Source organism: Marinobacter confluentis, assembly GCF_004785685.1.
GTDB classification, from domain to species: domain Bacteria; phylum Pseudomonadota; class Gammaproteobacteria; order Pseudomonadales; family Oleiphilaceae; genus Marinobacter; species Marinobacter confluentis.
The window spans coordinates 229,870-249,882 of record NZ_SRPF01000003.1 but is presented as its reverse complement, the minus strand read 5'-3'; the positions used below and the strand labels follow the sequence as shown (position 1 = coordinate 249,882).

The following is a 20,013-nucleotide window of genomic DNA, read 5'->3' as shown; positions in this document are numbered from 1 at the left end:
CAGCTTAGCGGGCAACCGCTGGGCTGGGGAGAAGGCTCAATCAGTATCAGGGCAGTCAACCCGACGCCAAAAGCGTGCTGCTTTTTAACCACTCCAGGGCGAGAAGAGCACATCTGACTCCAGTGCCCTGGAATGGCCTTGCAGCTAGACCCTGAACCTTAGCTCTGTGGTTTGATCAGGAACTTCTCCCCGGTCGCCTGTTTGCCGTAAACCGAGATCGCATCCAGTTGTAGGGCACCGGCCAGGGATACTTCGTGCGTGTAGTGGCTGGCGAAGGTGGTCTTGATCTCGGCGGCTATGCGTTTGCGCATGGCGATGTTGGTTTCCTTGCCCAGCTTTCCCAATACATTGAACAGTAGAAAGCCGTTCACACCCCAGGCAAAACCAAACGTGCGGTTCAGCGTGATCGGGCCACGATCAAGGGCGCCATAGATATACACCTGCTTGTAGATGTCAGATCCATACACGCTGTATTCCGTCATGTTGCGAGAGACCGCGGCTTCCATGCTGGTGAGAATATCACTGGCCAATCTGCCGCCACCGATAGGGTCGAAGGCGATGGTAGCGCCGGTTTCGATAAGGGCTTCGGTCAGGTCGGCCATAAAGCTGTCGCTACTGGAGTTGACCACGTATTTGGCGCCCATATCGCGCAGCAATGTTTCCTGTTCCGGCTTGCGGACGATATTGACCAGGTCGATCCCGTCGGCGATGCAGATGCGGTTGAGCATTTGTCCGAGGTTAGAGGCGGCGGCCGCGTGAACGATAGCCTTGTGGCCTTCAGCTCGCATGGTTTCTACCATGGCCAATGCCGTCAGCGGATTCACAAAGCTTGAAGCGCCTTCGGCGGCAGTCGTGCCCGGCTCCAGTTCCAGACAGTTTTGAACATTGGCGCAGAGATATTTGCGGTAGCTACCACCGCCAATGACCGCGACGGTTTTGCCCATCAGGCTTTGTGCAGCGGCTGATGAGCCAGCAGCGACGACTGTACCGGCGCCTTCGTTGCCGACGGGAATGGGCTTGCCAACCCGCTTTTTAACGGCACCCATGAACTTGGCCGGGACATCGGCACTGATGACCGGGCGATCGGCGCTACCGGACTGGCTGGCCGTCGTCATATCGGCCGCGCTGAACATCACGCCCAGGTCAGACGGGTTGATGGGAGCGGCTTCGATGCGGATGACCACTTGGTTGTCGCCCGGCTGCGGGATCTCGATCTCGCGCAGGGCAACTTCCAGTTTGTTGTCTTCGCTAATGGTGGAAGTAAGTTCGATGTTGGTGTCCGACATTTTTTCTCCTGAAAAAGTTAGGTGGGCCGCATCGCTGGACTACCTGATCGCAGCGGAAAACTGGGGTCAGGTTAGCATTTCACCGGGCATTAATGTTCATCTAACCTAATAACACTGACAATGAGCTGGCTGCCGACCAGAAGCGAGTCCGAATCGTTTGCTGGCGCTCCGGCGCCGGTTGCCTCAGCGTTAAACACAGGGATCACTATGAGTCTGCTTGAAATATTAGCTCTTTTTGGAGCAATGGCCGCTTTAGCGCTAGTTCCAAGCACGAGTGTCGCGTTAGTCGTTGCTCGCTCCTCCTCTGCGGGGTTCTTAAACGGTAGTGCTGTTGCGGCGGGTATTGTCGCCGGTGATCTTGTTTTCGTGTTTCTGGCTGTTTTAGGAATGGCTGCGCTGGCAGAAGTTGCGGGCAGCTTTTTCTTGATCCTGAGATATCTAGCAGGCGCGTATCTCATCTGGTTTGGTATAAGCCTCATCAGATCGAAAGCGTCATTGCAGTTAGAGGATTCTGGTCGGTCAGCGTCGAAACTATCAGCGAGCTTCCTCTCTGGATTATTCCTCACCCTCGGTGATTTAAAGGCTATATTTTTCTATGCGAGTTTGTTTCCCGCTTTCGTTGATCTGGCCACTATCGGGGCAATGGATATAGCGATAATTGCGGTGATAACCATCGTCGCAGTTGGTGGTGTCAAATTGGGCTACGCCTATTTTGCAGGGGTCGTTGCGTCCTTCGTCATCAATCATCGGGCAGAACATGCAGTTAAAGTTGCGGCTGGTGGTTTGATGGTCGGAGCAGGATCCTATCTGATAGCAAACGCTTAAAAATCGGCGGCGATCTTTAGTATCTCACGGCCAGGGCTTCCGGACGTCCCTGTCGGGACGCCGCAGTGCTCCGCGCAAGGCAAAAGGAGGCATGGTGTATACAGGCAATTGTTTATGCGGCGGGGTCCACTTTCAGATCCAGGCCGAACTGGAACCCATTCAGGTGTGTCATTGCTCTCAATGCCGCAAAGCCCAGGGCACGCCGTTCGCAACAAATATCCCTGTGAAAGAATCTGCTTTCCAGTTGGATAGCGGCGCCGAGTTACTCAAATCCTTTGAGGCGTCGCCTGGCAAGCAGAGAGTTTTTTGTCGTAATTGCGGATCGCCGATCTACAGCAGAAAAGACGCTCTGCCGGGTGTGCTTCGAATTCGCGCAGGGCTGATCAATGAGTCGTTGTCGTCAAAGCCGGTAGCTCATTCCTACACGGGATCAAAAGCCAATTGGTGGCCCATCAACGACGACCTGCCTCAATTCGAGGCCGCGTATGCCCCTAAAAGCGGCAAATAAGATGATGGATTTGGACGATACAGGGGAGGTATCCGGCATTGCTGCATGGTTGTTTGTTTGAGATCTCGCTAAAACAAGTATTGAAGCTATACTTAGTGCGCTGATCCATCAGTGTCCATTTATCGCAGGAGGCGCCAAATGACTGATGTAAATAGTCCCTCAAAGAATCCAGAAGAAGATCTGGTCACACGATTCCCTACCGCGTATACCATTCTGTTTTTACTCATTATTCTGGTTGCTGCTCTGACCTGGATAATCCCCGCTGGGCAATATGAGCGCGCCATGAATGAGGAGGTGGGGCGGGAAGTTGCCGTGCCCGGTACCTATCAGGAAGTTGATCCCAACCCCCAGGGCTTCGTAGATGTGATGCTGGCGCCCACGGAGGGCTTCTATGATCCGCACAGCTACGCGGCCAACGCCATTGATGTCGCTCTGTTTGTTCTGTTCCTGGGTGGTTTCCTTGGTGTGATGAACGCGACGGGCGCCATCGATACAGGTATCCGCAGCGCCATGCACCGGCTGGAAGGGCGCGAGATATGGATGATCCCGATATTGATGACGCTGTTCGCTCTCGGGGGCACAACCTACGGCATGGCGGAAGAGACCCTGGCGTTCTACGCCATCCTGATTCCCGTGATGATCTCGGCGGGGTATGACGCAGTGACAGGGGTGGCGATCATTCTGGTGGGTGCCGGTATCGGTGTGCTGGGTTCTACCATCAATCCGTTTGCCACTGTGATTGCGTCCAACGCCGCTGATATTCCCTTTACTGACGGAATCGTGCTGCGATTCGTGCTTCTCATTGGTGGTCTTATCATCTGTGCGGCTTACGTTATGCGGTATGCCCATCGGGTCAAGGGGGACCCGTCCCGCTCGGTGGTTGCCAGCCAGAGAGATGCCCATCGTAAACTGTTCCTTCAGGGCCACGACGAGCTGGATAATTTCGAGCTGACGGGCACCCAGAAAATCGCCCTGGTGATCTTTGCGCTCACGTTCATCGTGATGATCTGGGGCGTGTCCTCCCAGGGCTGGTGGATGGCGCAGATGGGTTCGTTATTCTTCGGAGCGGCCATCGTGATCGGCTTGATCGCGAGGCTGGGGGAGAAGAGGCTGACCGGAAGCTTTGTCGACGGTGCCCGGGATTTGCTCGGTGTCGCCCTGGTCGTGGGGCTGGCTCGCGGCATCGTGGTGATCATGGAGCAGGGCATGATTGCCGACACCATTCTGCACAGTGCTGAAACCACCCTGGGCGGCTTGCCGGAACTGGCGTTTATCAACCTGATGTTCTGGATCGAAGTGGGCATGAGCTTCTTTGTGCCGTCTTCCTCCGGCCTGGCGGTCCTTTCCATGCCCATTCTCGCGCCATTGGCCGACTTTGCCAACGTGGGTCGGGATCTGGTGGTCACTGCCTATCAGTCCGCTAATGGACTGGTGAACCTGATTAATCCGACCTTTGCCGTCGTGGTTGGCGGCCTGGCGATCGGCCGTGTGTCCTACGACCGCTGGTTGGCCTTCATCTGGCCGCTGCTGCTGATTCTCACCGTGTTCATCACGGTGGTGATCAGTGTCGGCGCCTTTCTCTAGGTCTCTCCAAAATCCCGGGCAAAGGAGCATGCGATATGGCCGAGCAACCACTGGGTGTTCATTCTGAAACCGGAACCCTGCGGCAGGTCATGGTTTGCCGCCCGGGGCTGGCCCACCGGAGGCTGACCCCCTCCAACTGCGATGCGCTGCTGTTTGACGACGTATTCTGGGTCAAACAAGCCCAGAAAGATCACGATGTGTTCGCCGAAGTGATGCGTGCCCGGGGTGTCGAGGTGCTGGACGTTAACGAACTGCTTGCAGACACCCTGGATATCCCCGAGGCGAGAGCCTGGGTTCTGGATAATCGAATTACCTGGAACCACATCGGCGTCGGCATGATTTCCGACCTGCGTGCCTGGATGGACGAGCTTCCGGGCCAGACCCTGGCTCAGTTTCTGATCGGCGGACTGGAAGTGGGGGACCTGCCCTTCAAGCCCGACGGGCTTTTCGGGAATCATCTCGGAACACACGGGTTTGTGTTGCCACCGCTGCCAAATTTCCTGTTTACCCGGGACAACAGCGCCTGGATCTACGGCGGCGTCACCCTGAACCCTATGTACTGGCCGGCCCGTAAACCGGAAACCTTGCTGATGAGCGCCATCTACCAGTTCCATCCGGCGTTCGCCGGCAAGGTCAACGTCCATTGGGGCGACCCTCTGGTCGACCATGCCCTGGCAACCCTGGAAGGGGGTGACATTATGCCGGTGGGTAATGGCACCGTGCTGGTGGGCATGGGCGAGCGTTCGTCCCCTCAGGCCATTGGCCAGCTTGCCAGGGCCCTGTTTGCCAATGGCACCGCTGACCGGGTGATTGCCTGCCAGATTCCCAAAACCCGCTCCGCGATGCATCTGGATACCGTGTTTACCTTCTGTGGCGGCAATGTGGTCACCACCTTCAAGGAAATGGCAGACCAGATGGTGTGCTACGACCTTCGTCCCGGCAAGGACGGCAAACACCTGTGGTTCCGGCAGGACCCGCGGCCGCTGTTTGAGGTCGTTGCGGAGGTACTGGGCTACCCGTCCCTGGAGGTTATTGCCACCGGTGGTGAAACTCCCGCAGAGCGCGAACGGGAACAATGGAACGATGGTAATAACGTATTGGCCTTGAGCCCGGGCGTGGTGATTGGCTACGACCGCAATGATGACACCAATGCCGCTCTGGAGGCCGCCGGCATAGAAGTGCTTGCGATTCCCGGCGCAGAACTGGGCCGGGGAAGGGGCGGCGGGCGCTGCATGAGTTGCCCGACCATACGGGATGCAGTCTGACACGCAAGGAGCAAAGACATGGCTTTCAATCTCAAAAACCGGCATTTCCTGACCCTGCGGGATTTCACTCCCCGCGAAATCACCTTTTTGCTGAAGCTTTCCGCCGATCTGAAAACCGCGAAATACGCCGGCACCGAGGTGCCGCAGCTCATGGGCAAGGACATTGCCCTGATCTTCGAAAAGAACTCCACCCGAACCCGGGTGGGCTTCGAGGTTGCGGCGTTTGACCAGGGCGCCCGGGTGACCTATCTGGGACCAACGGGTACCCATATCGGCCATAAGGAATCCGTCAAAGACACGGCTCGCGTGCTGGGCCGGGTGTACGATGCCATTGAATATCGGGGCTTCGGCCAGGCGGTTGTCGAGGAACTGGCACAATATGCCGGTGTGCCGGTCTACAACGGGCTGACCAATGAATTCCACCCTACCCAGATCCTGGCGGACTTCCTGACCATGCAGGAAAACGTGGAAAAGCCGCTGCGGGATGTGGCCTTCGTGTTTATCGGGGACGCGGCCAACAATATGGGGGACAGCCTGTTGATCGGCGGCGCCAAGATGGGCATGGATGTACGCCTGTGTGCACCGAAGGCCTGTTGGCCCAGTGAGGCCATCCAGAAGGAAGCCCGGGCCATCGCTAATGACACCGGCGCGCGGATCATGATCACCGAGGATATCGATGCCGCCGTGGCGGCCGTGGATTTCGTCTACACCGATGTCTGGGTGTCCATGGGCGAACCGAAGGAGAAGTGGGCAGAGCGGATCGAGTTGTTGCTGCCCTATCAGGTCAATGCCGCCCTGATGAAGAAAGCCGGCAACCCACGGGCAAGGTTCATGCATTGTCTTCCGGCGTTCCACAATGCCGAAACGACCCTTGGCAGAGAGATCCAGGCGGAGTTTGGTATCGATGCCATGGAAGTCACCGAGGAGGTCTTTGAAAGCCCGGCCTCGATTGTGTTTGATCAGGCCGAGAACCGGATGCACACCATCAAGGCCGTGCTCGTTGCCACGCTGGGAACCTGATACAGGGAGTCTGAAATGCTTGTGGTTGCAGCCCTTGGAGGCAATGCCCTGTTGCGGCGCGGGGAACCGCTGACCGCCGAGTCCCAGCGCGCCAACGTGAAGATCGCCGCGCAATCGCTGGCGGGCATTGTCCGCGCCGGACATCAACTGGTGATCACCCATGGCAACGGCCCACAGGTCGGCCTGCTGGCGCTGCAGGGCGCCGCCTACAAGCCGGATGAGGCCTATCCGCTGGACGTGCTGGGTGCCGAAACCGAAGGCATGATCGGCTATATCATCGAGCAGGAACTGGAAAACGCCCTTGACCATGACCGCCCCGTCGCGACCCTGCTAACGCAGGTGCTGGTGGACAAGGACGACCCTGCGTTCCGGAAACCCACAAAGTTCGTCGGTCCGGTATACGACCGTGAAGAGGCCGAAACCCGGGCCAAAGCCGCAGGCTGGCACATAGCGCAGGATGGTGACAAATGGCGGCGGGTCGTCCCCTCGCCCAAACCCCTGGAGATTCCGGATATGCGGGTGCTCCAGCTGTTGCTGGAGCAGGGTGTTGTGGTGATCTGCGCCGGGGGCGGTGGCATTCCCGTTCTTCGTCGAGACGATGGCAGCCTGATCGGCGTGGAAGCGGTGATCGACAAGGATGCTGCCAGTGCCCTTCTGGCTCGCCAACTTGGCGCTGATGCACTTCTGCTTCTAACCGATGTCGACGCCATTTATCGCGATTTTGGTAAAGACACGGCTGAATCCATCCATGAGCTGACGGTCGATGAGGCCCGCAGCCTGGACCTTCCTGCAGGTTCCATGGGGCCCAAGTTGGAAGCAGCGGGCAACTTTGCCCAAAGCGGGGGTATCAGCGGTATTGGCAGGCTGGAAGATGCCTTGGCCATTCTGGAACGTAGGGCGGGCACCTGTGTCATCAATTGATCTACCACAGAAAGACTCCAGCGAGTTGCGATGGCATACACTGGCAGCCGCCCAGGCCAGGGAAAAGGTTAAGGCTACTTCGCCCCTGAGCCTGGAGGAAGCCTCCGCCCGTCTCGTCGAATATGGCCCTAACAGACTGCCAGAAGGCCGAACCAGCGGAACTTTGGCCCGGCTTGGGCGCCAGTTCCGCAACTTTCTGATCTACGTGTTGCTGGCAGCGGTCGCGATCACCGCGGCCCTGGGCCATTGGGTCGACGCCGGGGTCATTATGGCGGTGGTGGTCATTCAGACGATGGTGGGTTTTATCCAGGAGGGCAAGGCCGAGCAGGCTCTGGCTGCCATCAGCCACATGCTGGCCCCTATGGCCCGGGTAATCCGTGAAGACGGTCAGCACAAGATCGAGGCTGCCAACCTGGTGCCCGGCGACACGGTGCTGCTGGAACCGGGCGACCGGGTGCCTGCGGATATCCGGCTGGAGAAGTGCCATAACCTGAAACTGGAAGAAGCGATACTGACCGGCGAGTCCGAAGCCGTTGAGAAATCACCGGAAGTCGTAGCAGACGACGCAGCGCTGGGTGATCAGGCCGGTATGGCGTTTTCCGGCACCATGGTGTCTACCGGAACAGGCCGCGGGGTCGTGGTTCGCACCGGAACAGCAACGGAGATTGGTCGCATTTCCGGTCTGCTGGCCCGGACCAGTTCCCTGAAAACGCCGTTGCTTGAGCAGATGGATCGTTTTGCTCGCATCCTCTCGATGATCGTGATTATCGCCGGCGTGGCGATTTTTGTTGGGGGCCTGGTGTTCAGTGGCCTGCCATTCCGGGAGCTGTTCATGGCCGTGGTGGGCCTGACTGTGGCGGCCATTCCGGAAGGGCTGCCGGCTATCATGACCATTACCCTGGCCATCGGCGTTCGTCAGATGGCGCGTCGTCACGCCGTGGTCCGGCGAATGCCGGTGATCGAATCCCTCGGGGCGGTCTCGGTGATCTGCTCCGATAAGACCGGCACCCTGACCCGCAACGAAATGATGGTCACAACGGCGGTGCAGGGTAGGCAGCGGTTGGAAGTGACCGGTGAGGGCTATGAACTGGATGGCCTCGTATGCCAGCAAAATCGGCCGGTAGAGGTTTCCGGGGCGCTAGCGGAAATGGCCCGGGCTGCCGCCCTGTGTAACGATGCCCATCTTGATTTCCGGCAACCCCAACCGCGGATTCAGGGCGACCCGATGGAGGCCGCCCTCAAGGTTTTTGCCCACAAGGCGGAGTTCGATATCGAAACCGGTATCGGCGATTGGCCCCGCAAGGATGAGATCCCCTTCGATACCCAGACCCGGTTCATGGCGACTCTTAACCATGACCACCATGGCCATGACGTGGTGTACGTGAAGGGTGCCCCGGAGCGGATCCTGGACATGTGCGAGGCGGAGCTGAGTGACAAGGGTGACAGTGTTCCGCTGGAGCGGGCCCGGTGGGATCAGGCCATAGCCGACCTTGCCTCGGAAGGTCTGAGGGTTCTGGCCCTGGCCCGCAAACCGGTTGCCCGCGGCTCATCAGAGCTGGTTGTGGAAGATCTGGCATCGGGTCTGGAGTTGCTTGGCCTTGTGGGGTTGCTGGACCCTCCCCGCCAGGAGGCCATTCGCGCGATTTCCGACTGCCACGCCGCGGGTATTCGGGTAAAGATGATTACCGGCGATCATGCCCTGACTGCCGGCGCCATTGCCCGCAAACTGGGGCTGAATAACAGTGATCGGGTACTGACCGGAAAAGAGCTGGATGGCCTGAGCGATGAAGAGCTGCGGAAACTGGCCACCGACGTCGATGTGTTTGCCCGCACCAGCCCCGAGCACAAACTGAGACTGGTAGAAGCACTGCAGGCAGAACACGGCGTTGTAGCCATGACCGGGGACGGCGTGAACGATGCGCCGGCCCTGAAACGGGCGGATGTCGGCATTGCCATGGGCGTGAAAGGCTCGGAAGCTGCCCGCCAGGCATCCTCTGTCGTCCTGCTGGATGACAATTTTGCCAGCATCGTAGCGGCCGTTCGTGAGGGGCGCACGGTTTACGCCAATCTGAAAAAGGCCATTGCGTTTATTCTGCCCATGAACGGCGGCGAATCCATCAGCCTGATCACGGCATTGCTGCTGGGCCTGGCACTGCCTATTTCGGCGTTGCAGATTCTGTGGGTCAATATGATCAGTTCCATTGTTCTGGCCATGACCCTGGCCTTCGAACCGCCAGAGCCCGACGTGATGAAAAATCCGCCGAGGCCCCGGGAAGCCTCCCTATTGCAGGGGTTTCTGGTCTGGCGGGTGTTATTCGTGTCGCTGCTGTTTCTGACCGGTATCTTCGCTGCGTGGTACTGGGCCATGCACCACCATGGCGATGACGCTACGGCCCGGACGCTTGCGGTCAATACTCTGGTCGCCATGGAGGTTTTTTACCTGTTCGCGGTGCGCTATCTCGACACTGCCTCCATCACCCTGCGGGGCGTGCTGGGGACCCCGATCGTGCTGGGGACCGTGGCAGCCGTGATTGGTCTGCAACTGCTGTTCACTTACCTGCCGTGGTTCCAGGGTACGTTTGATACCCGTGCCCTGCCCCTCGAGATGCTGGCTTTCGCCTTTAGCGCCGGCGTGACGGTGCTGGTGATTCTGGAGATCGAGACCTGGGTGCGCGGTCGCTTATGGCCAGTCAGGGCTGATTCCCGGTAATGACTGAGGGCGACCCCCGTCCTTTCACCGCGGCCAGTTCATCATCAGACAGCCAGTCTTTGACTGGCCTGTCCAGAAGCCGGGCGCAGGCCGTCAGGGCATGAGCCCAGGAGCACCCGTTCGCAAACAGCATGCCGGCCTCGTTCAGGGTGCCGCCGCGGTTGCCGTATCCCATAACCCGGGCCCGAGTGACATCCGGAAACAGGCTCGGCAGGTGTCCCCGGAACACTTCCGGGCGCATATGGGTAAGCGCGATCCGGTGATGAACGCGCCGGGGAAGCAGTCGTTCCTGTTCCAGATCCGAAAGACAGGCCGCCGCTTCCATGGCGTCCCGCGGCTGGCGGAAGCGCCCCGGCTCCTGCAGGTAGACCAGGCGGAAAGGGATACCGGTTTCCTTCAGCCGCTGAGACGCACGGATAAGCTCTGACAACTGGTAGGCACCGTTGCCGATCAGCAACAGGGGTTCACCTTTGCATGTGTGCTCATCCACAACGATGGCACCGGCCTTTGCCAGGGTGTCTGCGTCGGAGCGGGAAAAGATGCAGGGCCTGTCGCGTTTGGGGATCACCATGCAGCTCAGTCTGCCCCGCTGCTGGAATACGCTGGGCAGAACCGCCAGTGTGCTGTTGTAGTCGGCGGGAAACAGCACGCGGCTGACGTCGCTCATCTCGCCAAGCAGGCTTTCACAGAAGGTGGTGTCCTGGTGGGATTGTTCGTTTTTGCCGTTTTCCCAGGTATGGGAGGTGGCAATAATCGGAAATCCCAGCCACTGGGCGGGCCGGCCCACCTCTTTCTGGTGCCGGGCAAAAATCAGTTCCTGGCGAATCGCGCCCAGCATTTTCGGACAGAAGGCCTCGTAGCTTGCCACCAGGTTCAGCCCGGCCTTGTTGGCCAGGCAGGCTGAGACAATGGCTTCCTCGTTGAGCGCGGTGATGATGTGGCCGTGCACGGATTCAAGGTCATTTTCCGGGTCGGTCACCCGATGTCGGAGTGCCTTCAATACACCGCTAAGCCGGTTGCTGGCCAGCTCATCCGGGTTACCGACCCGTGGCCGAAGTGTAGGGTTGGATGCGACCAGTCCCTGAAAGAAACGATCCACCGCCAGCATGGGGGAACAGGCCGTATGGGCGGGTGCCACTTCTGGAATGACCGGCGTTGCTGGCTGGCGATGTGCAAGGGGGTGGTCCCGTTCCAGCGGTCGCTGTTGTTTCCCGTGCTGGCAAAGTAGCTGGACCGAGCTGGCCAGAAGATCCGGTGCTACCCAGATCCTTCCGGCATGCTCGTTGAACAGCTCTCGGGCCTCGGTATCGGTGCGGGGGTTGCCTGGCAGCGGAAGGTTGTGGGCGGCGTTGCTGCCTGCGCCATAGAAACCAAAGCCCTTGAGTGATTCCGCAATGCCGTAGGGAATCCGGGCCGGGTAAGCCAGCTCTCCGCGGTGGGCTAGCTGGCTCTGTTCGGTAAGCCTCTGCTCCATGTCGTAAAGCATGCAGACAAAGGCGGCCGGGTCGCAGCCGTCAAAGCGCCTGGGCTCGAATCCCTGGGCAGATAATCGTTCGGCGAATCTTTCCAGACCTTCCCGGGTGCCCAGTTCGGTCCGTTGCTCTATACGGCGGCCGTTGGCAATCATGATCGGCATCACCAGGCCACAATCCTCGGCCCGCCACCAGCGGGGCACCCAGTCGCTGCCGCGTTGTTCCTCGGCGGCTCCATCCGACAGGAAGGCAACCAGGGATTCCCCGGGCAGGGGCATATGGGCGTACTGCAGTTCAGCGAACCCCAGGTAACCGCCTTCGATAATGCCGCCAGCGGTGAAGGGATTAACGTGGCTTCCAAGCGGCGCCGCGTTGCTGCCGTCGGGCCCCTGTCGGTAGCTGTAGAAATCGCAGACCAGATGGTTCAGGCCTTCTTCGGTGTCCCGGTATCGGGCGTTCTGTTCCGGGTGGAGGTTGCCGGTCAGTACGTTCAGGGCGTCAATTGCGGCTACGCAGTGCCCCTGGCCCATCAGCCAGCTTCGTGTGGTTCCTGTCAGGCTATTGAGCGACAGATAGGCGGCGTAGGCAGGCACCATATTGAGTGCGCCGCCGGTATGGCCTTCCGGGTTGACCTTGAAGTCTTCAGCCTTCAGGGGCACGCCGTCGGCGCGGACCCGGTTGGTGTAGGTCATGTGAACCACCAGCCACAGGCCGGCGCTGGTCAGTCGGTCCAGAGCACTAAGCTGGCGGAATACGTCGGCGAGATCCGCTTGCTGCCCTTTTGCCACTAGCTGTTTCGCCAGTTGTAGTGCCTGCTCCTGGGTTTCGGGTTTGTGAAAGATAACGCCATAACCCTGGCGCCAGGCAGCAAACTCAGGGTGCAATTGCGCCTGTTCATCAAGAAATTCCTGATCGGACTGCTGTGTTGCCATGAATCCTTTCCTCCTGGCTTCTCTGCCCGCTCTCCGGCCGATAATACTAGTGTAATCCAGTTCCCGGAAAGCGCTGATGAACCAGACCCTGGGAGATTTGTGGACAAGCCCAATACCGGGAGTAGACTGAATTCCAGTAGCTATCGAAACATTGGGGGCAGGGATGAAATTACGTTTTCTGGGTGGAGTGGGTACGGTGACCGGGTCCCGGCATCTGTTGTCAGATGATAATCACCGGTTATTGGTCGACTGTGGCATGTATCAGGGTGTGAAGAATCTTCGTCGCCGGAACTGGGCGCCTTTCCCTGTAGAGCCAGGCACTATCAATGCCGTTGTTCTGACCCATGCTCACATAGATCATAGCGGGTATCTGCCGGCTCTGGTCAAGAACGGCTTCAAGGGCAAAATTTACTGCACCAATGCCACCCATGAACTCTGTAAGGTGCTGCTTCCGGATGCCGGTTACCTGCAGGAAGAAGATGCTAAATATGCCTTCCGCAAAGGTTTTTCGAAACACGACCATCCGGAACCCCTGTTCACCGAGAAAGACGCCCACGAAGCTCTTAAACATTTTGAATCCGTGCACTATCACGAGACCATTGAGCCGGTAAAAGGCTTTGAGGTCACCTTCACCCCCGCCGGGCACATCCTTGGTTCGTCCTGTGTGCACGTTCATCACAGGGGCAGTGACCGTACTGTGGTGTTTTCAGGAGACGTCGGCCGCCAGAACGATGTGATCATGCGCCCGCCGGAGCCGATCCAGAAAGCCGACGTACTGGTGTGTGAGTCCACCTATGGCGATCGCCTTCACGAGGACAGCGATCCAGACGACGAACTGGCAGAGATAATCAGCAAAACCGCCGCCCGGGGCGGCATTGTGCTGATGCCCGCGTTCGCGGTGGGCCGTGCCCAGACGCTTCTGTACCTGGTGCAAAGGCTGATGGCACAACACAAAATCCCGAAGATGCCGGTGTACCTCAACAGCCCCATGGCCATCCGCGCGACCGAGATATTTGTTCGCCACCACAAGGAACACAGGCTCGACCAGGCCCAGTGCCAGCTGATTGACGACAACACCGAATACGTCCGCACCGTGGACGAGTCCATCGAGCTGAACGCCAAACGCTATCCCTGCATCATTGTGTCAGCCAGCGGTATGGCCAGCGGAGGGAGGGTGCTTCATCACCTGAAAACGCTGTTGCCCAACAATCGCAACAGCGTCGTGTTTGCCGGCTTTCAGGCGCCGGGCACACGCGGTGATTCGCTGGTTAACGGTGCCGGAGAGGTGAAAATTCACGGCGAGTACTGGCCTGTCAAAGCGGAGATCTACAACATCGGTTCGCTTTCTGCGCACGGCGATTACCGGGAAATCCTGGACTGGCTGAGCCAGGGCAAACTCAGCCCGCAGAAAGTCTATATCAGCCACGGTGAAAGTGTAGCCAGTGACGAAATGCGAAAACGCCTCCGCGAACGCTTCGGCTGGGATACCGAAGTGCCCGATCTGTTTGAGGAAGTGGACGTTTAAATCTTCGTTTCATCGCAACGAACATAATCAACCGTTCAAACCGGGCGATAGCCCGAAGAGGTCATTTATGCCGTACGTCAATATCAAGATCACCAAGGAAGGCGCAACCGCTGAGCAAAAGGGAGAGCTTATTTCCGGGGTGACTGAGTTACTTGAGAAAGTGTTGAATAAGAACCCGGCCACCACCGTCGTCGTCATTGACGAGGTGGAGACCGATAATTGGGGTATCGCTGGCGAGCAGGTTACCCATCGCAGGAAGAAGGGGATTTGATGGCGACACCTGGCACTCGGATGAGTGCCAGGCCCGCCATTAACAGAAGAAATAGCCAGGAGGCCGAACCACCGCCACCACTTTCACTCTTTTTCCCTTTACCGGAACTTTGAACAGCAACACTGTCGTCAATCATCAGGACGGTCATTGCCTCAAGGTTCCAGTCAGGTTGGGCCGAATGATAAATTTCTCCGATTCCCTCTGCGTACCCGCGTAACACCGGAACACTGTTAGTCGTACCATCTTCGAAATCGTAGGTGAATTCTTCCAGTATCACGATGACCCGACGTTCCTGGCCTTCGAATTCAATGGAGGATTCTTCCACCATTTGCAGGCGAGTGGTGACCGTAAATTCCAGTTCCAGTCTACCGTCGCGATAGAATTTCGCCGGTGTGCTGTGCTGCCTGGTTTCGCCTAATTGCATTTCGGCGGGAAGAAACATCAGTCCGTCCGGAAACTCAATGCGAGACTCATATTCGGCATTACTGGTTTCAGACAGTGAGCCTTCTTCCATCATAAAGATGCCCCCAGGCCGACGCTCAAAAACCCTGACCAGGTCGCCCTCTCGGATTATATTGCGTCCCGGCTGGTTCATGTTTGTGCTTCTGACGAATATGGGGCCATCACTGTTCGAGAACTGCCACACGATGTCCCCCAGGGGAAAGTAGGCCTCCATCATTGGTCTGATGGGAAACTCATCTGGTTGATCAGGGTTGTACCCGGAGAGAACTTCCGAGTAGTTATCAGCCCCGTCCCCATCATAATCCTGGAAAGCATCAGAGGGGTCGTTCGGATCAAGGGCCAGATACTGTTCTTCAACATCATTGGGGATTCCGTCGCCATCCCAATCCAGGTTTGGCGGCTCTACCGAGGGCGAGAATTGAAGATCATCAATCCAGACTGCATCGCTGCCTGAACTTACGGACCCATCCTTTCGGTACACAAAGGATATGGAAAGAGTTCCTTCAGGCACCTGAACGGAATTGGAAACCCAGTCACCGTTGCTGCTTGAAAGATTCCAGGATCTGCTGCCGTCGATCAGGATCTGCAGGTGGTCGCAGCAACTCTCGGCTGACCGCAGATGGTCGAAGGAAAGGGTTCCTGCAGGTAATGGTTCCTGGAAGTTCCAGGTCACTCGGCTTTGTTCACTGTTTCCGATGTCACCGGAGCGCAAGCTGTATTGACCGCGGGTATTGATCGTACTGATCGACCAGTTTCCGTCATCCAGCGGATCGTGGCTAAAGGCACTGGGGAAGATTCCGAGCTCGAAATCCTGGAGGTAGATGTCTGTTTGCTCCGGGTAGTCGTCAGGGTCATTCAAGCCGGTGCCCTGCAGGTGCTCAGTGAGATTGCTGAAGCCATCGCCATCGATGTCCTGGTTGGCATCGGTGGCGTCCATTGGGTTGAGGCCTGCGTCTACTTCGGTTGCGTTTGGAATGCCATCGCCGTCTACGTCATTGTCGCAGGCATCCCCTTTGCCGTCCTGATCAATGTCGCTCTGGGTATCATTGGATATGTCAGGGCAGTTGTCCTGGAGGTCCGAGATACTGTCCGTATCTGAATCGCTGTTGGGAGCCACGACAGAAAATTGTGGGCCGGAATCTTCCTGTTCGATAATGATCAGTTGATCGTTATAGGCCAGAAGCTGATAACTGGCGTTGCCATCAAGAGGAATGTTGTTCAGGCGTTCATAGCCACTGCTCCACTGCTGGAGGAAAAGCGCACTGTCAATTTCGCCGATTGTGAAAAGTTGCCCTTGGACCCAGGCCGCGTCCGTAATTGTGTTGGAAAGATAGTTGACCTCGGAGAGTGTCGTGGCGTCGTGAAACTTGCCACCGCCTGAGAGGAGCCATTGTCCAGTCGGGTCAATGTGCAAAGGGGCCGCCGCGTACTCGCTGGAATGGTAAGGGGAGTCACCCTCGGCGCCCAGAAGACCGGTGCTGACATCGAGCTCGGCCCATTCGATGTCATTGGGCGACGTGCCATTGCGGAAGTGGTAAATCCGCTCTGTTATGGGGTTCCAGACATACTCCACGCTTGGGTTGCGCCATTCTTCCGAGTCAACAATCGTGCCGTTCGCATCAATGCTGTAATGGCTGCTCCATGCGCCTGAGGGATCTACGGCAAAGAGATAATCACCTGCGGCTTTGAGTCCCTGAATGCCGGACGGCAGATTGACCAGCGCCGATTCCATAATTTCAGGGGCGGCGAGATCGATATAGGTGATGGCACCGCTGCTGTATCCCAGGTAAAGGCGGTTGTGTGCCTGAGAAAACGTCATCCAGTCTGGCGGGGAAAGCAGGCCCATGCTTCTGGTGTAGGTCCTGGACTCTGCCGACCATACAAAAAGGCCCAGAGTTTCCCGGTCCAGCAGGAAAATATCACCCGTGGTTTCGTCAATTTCGGTGAACTCAGGAGCATAGGGCAAGGAGTCCGGCGAGGGCGGTGCGTCCGGCTCCGGCTGGGTCAGCCCTGTAAGATCCAGTTTCTGAACACTGACCTGGTCGCCCGTGTCGGTAAAGGCCAGAACCTTTTCGCCGTAGCTGAGGAGTTTGGTGGGTGTAGTTTGTAGCGGCATCTGGCCCAGTTCCAGAAGTTGACTGTTGTACTGGTGAAGAATACTACCGCGTCTGACCAGCAAGTGATCCTGCCAGAAAGTCATGTCATCGAAGCCGCCTGCAATACTTCCGCTGTAGGTCAGGTCGCTCGTGAAATAGGCGATTCCAGCGTTATCGATCAGTCGGTTTTCGTTCGGGAAAAGATAGAGCTGATCTGATCGGGGGTAGTCGCCGTGATACGGGCTGTTCTGTAACGATTGAAAAGTACCATCGAGGGCTAACGGGATTTTCTGTAAGTCTGCGGGCGACACGCCCGTGTCCCGGAAAAAGATGGCGCTTTGACTGCTCGAGCTGATGGCGCCGGTGCCGCTGTAAAAGAACGTCTCCTCCTCAATCAAAGAAAAATCCGTTAGGGCTCGAGCCATCACCCGGTCAAAGTTCTGAACCAGGTACAGTGCATCGCCCACGATCATCAGGTCTGAAATTGGCTCGCTGGTGTTGGATATAAATGTAGCTGTCAGGTTGCTCAGGTTGATGGCATAGGCGCTGCGGCCATAGGCCACATAGAGAGACTCTCCGTAAGGCTGAGTAGCACTGGGGGTGCCCGATAATGGTATTTCGGGAAGAAAGGACTCGCTGGCCATGTCATATCGAATGACTTTATTGGGCAATGTGAAGGTGAAGTAGGCAACACCACCCGACTCATCAATATCGACCAGACCAGCGTGGGTCGAACTCACAAATAGAAAAACGACGAGCGTTAGCACTCTTTTCAATGAAACAGTCATACTGACAGTCCTTGTCTGGTCCGTTGAACATCCTTGGTAAAACCCGGCGGCGCTTACACAAAGAATCGAAGACACGAGTCTAACCAATTCAACGTGTAGCCGTAGTGTCCTGGTTCTCGAAAAGCTACTTTTAAAATATAGAGATGCTGACCAGTGGCGGGGAGGTTATCCCCGCGCGACTGTCACCCGCGTTCCATTGAACGCTGCGTTGCCCGTCAATGCGTCCACCCGCTGTGAATCCGTTACATCGTTCATGCTGACGCCAGGCTGGGTTTTGGCTACGTTCATGGCGGTGTCCTCACGATTATGACCCCAGCCCTGGGGAATACTGACCACGCCGGCAAACATGTCTTCGTCCAGTTCAACCGGCAAACGGACATGGCCCACGGGTGATGACACCACCGCTGTCTGGCCGTCCTCCAGGCCAAGCTTTTGGGCATCGTCCGGGTTGATCTGCAGAGTGCAGGGGTCTTTGCCCTTCACCAGCCGGTGGCTGTTCTGGGTCCAGGTGTTGTGGCTGCGGGGCAGGCGGCGGCTGATCATGGCGAAGGGGTAGTCGCCGGTACCGTCTGCCAGGGCAAACTCGTTGAGGCGTTTCAGGTCGTCCAGGTACAGCTGTGGCGCGATATGAAGCTTGCCGTCTTCGGTCTGGATGCGCTCTTCCAGGCAGGGCTGAAGCGGGCCCAGGTCCACGCCGTGGGGGTTGGCCTTCAGCTGTTCCAGGCTCATGCCCTGGTCGGCATAGATGCTCTGTTTCAGGCCGCCGTCCAGCATCATTTCCGGGGTAATGCCGTCGTCTTCCCGGCCGGTCAGGTGCAGGGACAGGTCCCGCAGGATCTCCCAGTCGTGTTTCTGGTCCGCGGTTTTCTCGAACATGGGTTCGGAGAACTTGGCGGTATTGCGCACCGCGAAGGAGTTGAAAAACACATCAAAGTGGGACACTTCCAGACCGGTGGTGGCAGGCAGGATGATGTCCGCGTGGCGGGTGGTTTCATTCAGATAGATATCCACCGACACCATAAAATCCAGTGACTCAAAGGCTTCGTCCAGACCGGTGCCACCGGGGCTGGACAGCACCGGGTTGCCAGCAATGGTGATCATGGCGCGAATCTGGCCGTCACCCGGGGTGAGGATTTCTTCGGCCAGGGTCGCCACCGGGAATTCGCTGTTATAGAACGGCAGCTTCCGCACCCGGGATTCATAGCGGCCGTAGGAGCTGATTTTGCCTTTTCGGCCCTGCAACAGGTCGAAGGCAGGCTGCGGGAACATGGCGCCGCCACGGCGATCGAAGTTGCCGGTCAGAATATTCAGTGTGTTGTTCAGCCACTGGCAAAGGCCGCCGAAAGACTGGGTGGAGGCTCCCATACGGCTGTAACACACGGCGCTTTTGGCATCGGCCATATCCCGGGCCAGCTGGCGGATGGTCTGGGCATCAATGCCGCAGGCGTCGGCCACAGTTTCTGGCGAATAGGCTTTTACGGCCTCGGCAAGCTGGTCCAGGCCTTCAATCATGGGTGTCAGGTGGCCGGTGTTGACGCGGTTTTCATCGAACAGGGTATGGGCCAGGGCCAGCATCAGCAGGGCGTCGGCTTCCGGTTTGATGAACAGGTGTTGATCGGCCTTTTTGGCGGTTTCGGTGCGGCGCGGATCCACCACAACCACTTTACCGCCTCTTTCCTGAATCGCTTTCAGCCGCTTGCCCACACCCGGCGCGGTCATCAGGCTGCCGTTGGAGACAATGGGGTTGCCGCCGATGATCAGCATGAAGTCGGTATGGTCGATGTCCGGCACCGGAATCAGCATGCCGGCACCGAGCATGTAATTGGACGCCACATGGTGGGGAAGCTGGTCAGCGGAGGCGGAGCTGAACCGGCTGTTGGTGCCCAGGGCCTTGAAAAACCGGGGCAGCATGATGGCGTTGCCGAAATTGTGGGCGTTGGGGTTGCCCAGATAGACCCCGACCGCGTCCTGGCCGTGGCTTTCCTGGATGCCACGGAAACGGGTAGCGATTTCTTCCAGGGCGTCGTCCCAGCTGATTTCTTTCCAGCCGTCGGCGGTTTTTCTCAGCGGCGTTTTAAGGCGGTCCTTGTCGTTGTAGAAATCCTGAAGGGCAACGGCCTTGGGGCAGATATGGCCGCGACTGAACGGGTCGTTCTTGTCCCCTTTGATGGATAGAATCTCCTTACCCCGGTGTTTGATCTCAAGACCGCACATGGCCTCACAGATGTTGCAGGTGCGGAAGTGGGTCTTGGGCTCGGTCAGGGTAGCTGTGTCGCTCATAGCAAAGGGCTCGGTCGCTGGTCTTGTGATTATTTGTGGATCTGAGTATGGCAGTAATGCCAGAAAAA

At 57.8% G+C, this 20,013-nt stretch carries 13 protein-coding genes; 9 read left to right on the top strand and 4 right to left on the bottom strand.

What is annotated here, in order from left to right; genetic code table 11:
* Positions 1-158: 158 nt before the first annotated feature.
* Positions 159-1,286, bottom strand: a complete 1,128-nt coding sequence (locus tag E5Q11_RS11665; protein ID WP_135803607.1) for a zinc-binding dehydrogenase — start codon at positions 1,284-1,286, stop codon at positions 159-161.
* Positions 1,287-1,493: 207 nt separating this feature from the next.
* On the opposite strand from E5Q11_RS11665, the gene E5Q11_RS11660 reads away from it, so the two are divergent.
* The 7 genes from E5Q11_RS11660 (at position 1,494) to E5Q11_RS11630 (ending at position 10,119) form a co-directional block, all read left to right on the top strand.
* Positions 1,494-2,111 (top strand): LysE family translocator, encoded by a 618-nt coding sequence (locus E5Q11_RS11660; protein WP_168215652.1) that lies wholly within the window; start codon positions 1,494-1,496, stop codon positions 2,109-2,111.
* A gap of 91 nt (positions 2,112-2,202) precedes the next feature.
* The gene (locus E5Q11_RS11655; RefSeq protein WP_135803606.1) at positions 2,203-2,619 is read left to right on the top strand and encodes a GFA family protein; all 417 of its coding nucleotides are present in this window, start codon (positions 2,203-2,205) and stop codon (positions 2,617-2,619) included.
* Positions 2,620-2,757: 138 nt separating this feature from the next.
* Positions 2,758-4,203: a YfcC family protein gene (locus tag E5Q11_RS11650; RefSeq protein ID WP_135803605.1), complete on the top strand. Its 1,446-nt coding sequence runs from the start codon at positions 2,758-2,760 to the stop codon at positions 4,201-4,203.
* Positions 4,204-4,238: 35 nt separating this feature from the next.
* Entirely contained in the window at positions 4,239-5,468 is a 1,230-nt protein-coding gene (locus E5Q11_RS11645; protein ID WP_135803604.1) for an arginine deiminase, read from the top strand.
* Between the two features lie 18 nt (positions 5,469-5,486).
* Entirely contained in the window at positions 5,487-6,488 is a 1,002-nt protein-coding gene (locus E5Q11_RS11640; RefSeq protein ID WP_135803603.1) for an ornithine carbamoyltransferase, read from the top strand.
* Positions 6,489-6,503: 15 nt separating this feature from the next.
* Positions 6,504-7,409, top strand: a complete 906-nt coding sequence (arcC, locus tag E5Q11_RS11635; protein WP_135803602.1) for a carbamate kinase — start codon at positions 6,504-6,506, stop codon at positions 7,407-7,409.
* The gene (locus E5Q11_RS11630; protein ID WP_225315016.1) at positions 7,396-10,119 is read left to right on the top strand and encodes a cation-translocating P-type ATPase; all 2,724 of its coding nucleotides are present in this window, start codon (positions 7,396-7,398) and stop codon (positions 10,117-10,119) included. The genes arcC and E5Q11_RS11630 overlap by 14 nt, the downstream gene beginning before the upstream one ends.
* Here the strand turns inward: E5Q11_RS11630 and E5Q11_RS11625 are convergent.
* Positions 10,100-12,523, bottom strand: coding sequence for a phosphoketolase family protein (locus tag E5Q11_RS11625; protein ID WP_135803600.1), 2,424 nt, complete (start codon positions 12,521-12,523; stop codon positions 10,100-10,102). The two genes, E5Q11_RS11630 and E5Q11_RS11625, sit on opposite strands and share 20 nt — an antisense overlap.
* A 163-nt stretch (positions 12,524-12,686) precedes the next feature.
* Between E5Q11_RS11625 and E5Q11_RS11620 the strand changes: the two genes are divergently transcribed.
* A complete protein-coding gene (locus E5Q11_RS11620) occupies positions 12,687-14,048 on the top strand; it encodes an MBL fold metallo-hydrolase RNA specificity domain-containing protein (protein ID WP_135803599.1) in 1,362 nt (453 codons plus the stop codon).
* Positions 14,049-14,115: 67 nt separating this feature from the next.
* The gene (locus tag E5Q11_RS11615; RefSeq protein WP_135803598.1) at positions 14,116-14,319 is read left to right on the top strand and encodes a 2-hydroxymuconate tautomerase family protein; all 204 of its coding nucleotides are present in this window, start codon (positions 14,116-14,118) and stop codon (positions 14,317-14,319) included.
* On the opposite strand, the gene E5Q11_RS11610 is transcribed toward E5Q11_RS11615, so the two are convergent.
* Both E5Q11_RS11610 and E5Q11_RS11605 read right to left on the bottom strand, forming a co-directional pair.
* Positions 14,291-17,665: a thrombospondin type 3 repeat-containing protein gene (locus E5Q11_RS11610; protein ID WP_135803597.1), complete on the bottom strand. Its 3,375-nt coding sequence runs from the start codon at positions 17,663-17,665 to the stop codon at positions 14,291-14,293. The two genes, E5Q11_RS11615 and E5Q11_RS11610, sit on opposite strands and share 29 nt — an antisense overlap.
* Positions 17,666-17,830: 165 nt before the next feature.
* A complete protein-coding gene (locus E5Q11_RS11605) occupies positions 17,831-19,945 on the bottom strand; it encodes a molybdopterin-dependent oxidoreductase (protein WP_210426322.1) in 2,115 nt (704 codons plus the stop codon).
* Between the last annotated feature and the right edge of the window lie 68 nt (positions 19,946-20,013).

Excerpts from the sequence above, each read along its gene's own strand:
- E5Q11_RS11655 (WP_135803606.1), top strand. The coding sequence starts at position 2,203 with ATGGTGTATACAGGCAATTGTTTATGCGGCGGGGTCCACTTTCAGATC.
- E5Q11_RS11620 (WP_135803599.1), top strand. The coding sequence starts at position 12,687 with ATGAAATTACGTTTTCTGGGTGGAGTGGGTACGGTGACCGGGTCCCGG.
- E5Q11_RS11625 (WP_135803600.1), bottom strand. The coding sequence starts at position 12,523 with ATGGCAACACAGCAGTCCGATCAGGAATTTCTTGATGAACAGGCGCAA.
- E5Q11_RS11660 (WP_168215652.1), top strand. The coding sequence starts at position 1,494 with ATGAGTCTGCTTGAAATATTAGCTCTTTTTGGAGCAATGGCCGCTTTA.
- E5Q11_RS11640 (WP_135803603.1), top strand. The coding sequence starts at position 5,487 with ATGGCTTTCAATCTCAAAAACCGGCATTTCCTGACCCTGCGGGATTTC.
- arcC (WP_135803602.1), top strand. The coding sequence starts at position 6,504 with ATGCTTGTGGTTGCAGCCCTTGGAGGCAATGCCCTGTTGCGGCGCGGG.
- E5Q11_RS11665 (WP_135803607.1), bottom strand. The coding sequence starts at position 1,286 with ATGTCGGACACCAACATCGAACTTACTTCCACCATTAGCGAAGACAAC.
- E5Q11_RS11645 (WP_135803604.1), top strand. The coding sequence starts at position 4,239 with ATGGCCGAGCAACCACTGGGTGTTCATTCTGAAACCGGAACCCTGCGG.
- E5Q11_RS11615 (WP_135803598.1), top strand. The coding sequence starts at position 14,116 with ATGCCGTACGTCAATATCAAGATCACCAAGGAAGGCGCAACCGCTGAG.
- E5Q11_RS11605 (WP_210426322.1), bottom strand. The coding sequence starts at position 19,945 with ATGAGCGACACAGCTACCCTGACCGAGCCCAAGACCCACTTCCGCACC.
- E5Q11_RS11650 (WP_135803605.1), top strand. The coding sequence starts at position 2,758 with ATGACTGATGTAAATAGTCCCTCAAAGAATCCAGAAGAAGATCTGGTC.
- E5Q11_RS11610 (WP_135803597.1), bottom strand. The coding sequence starts at position 17,665 with ATGACTGTTTCATTGAAAAGAGTGCTAACGCTCGTCGTTTTTCTATTT.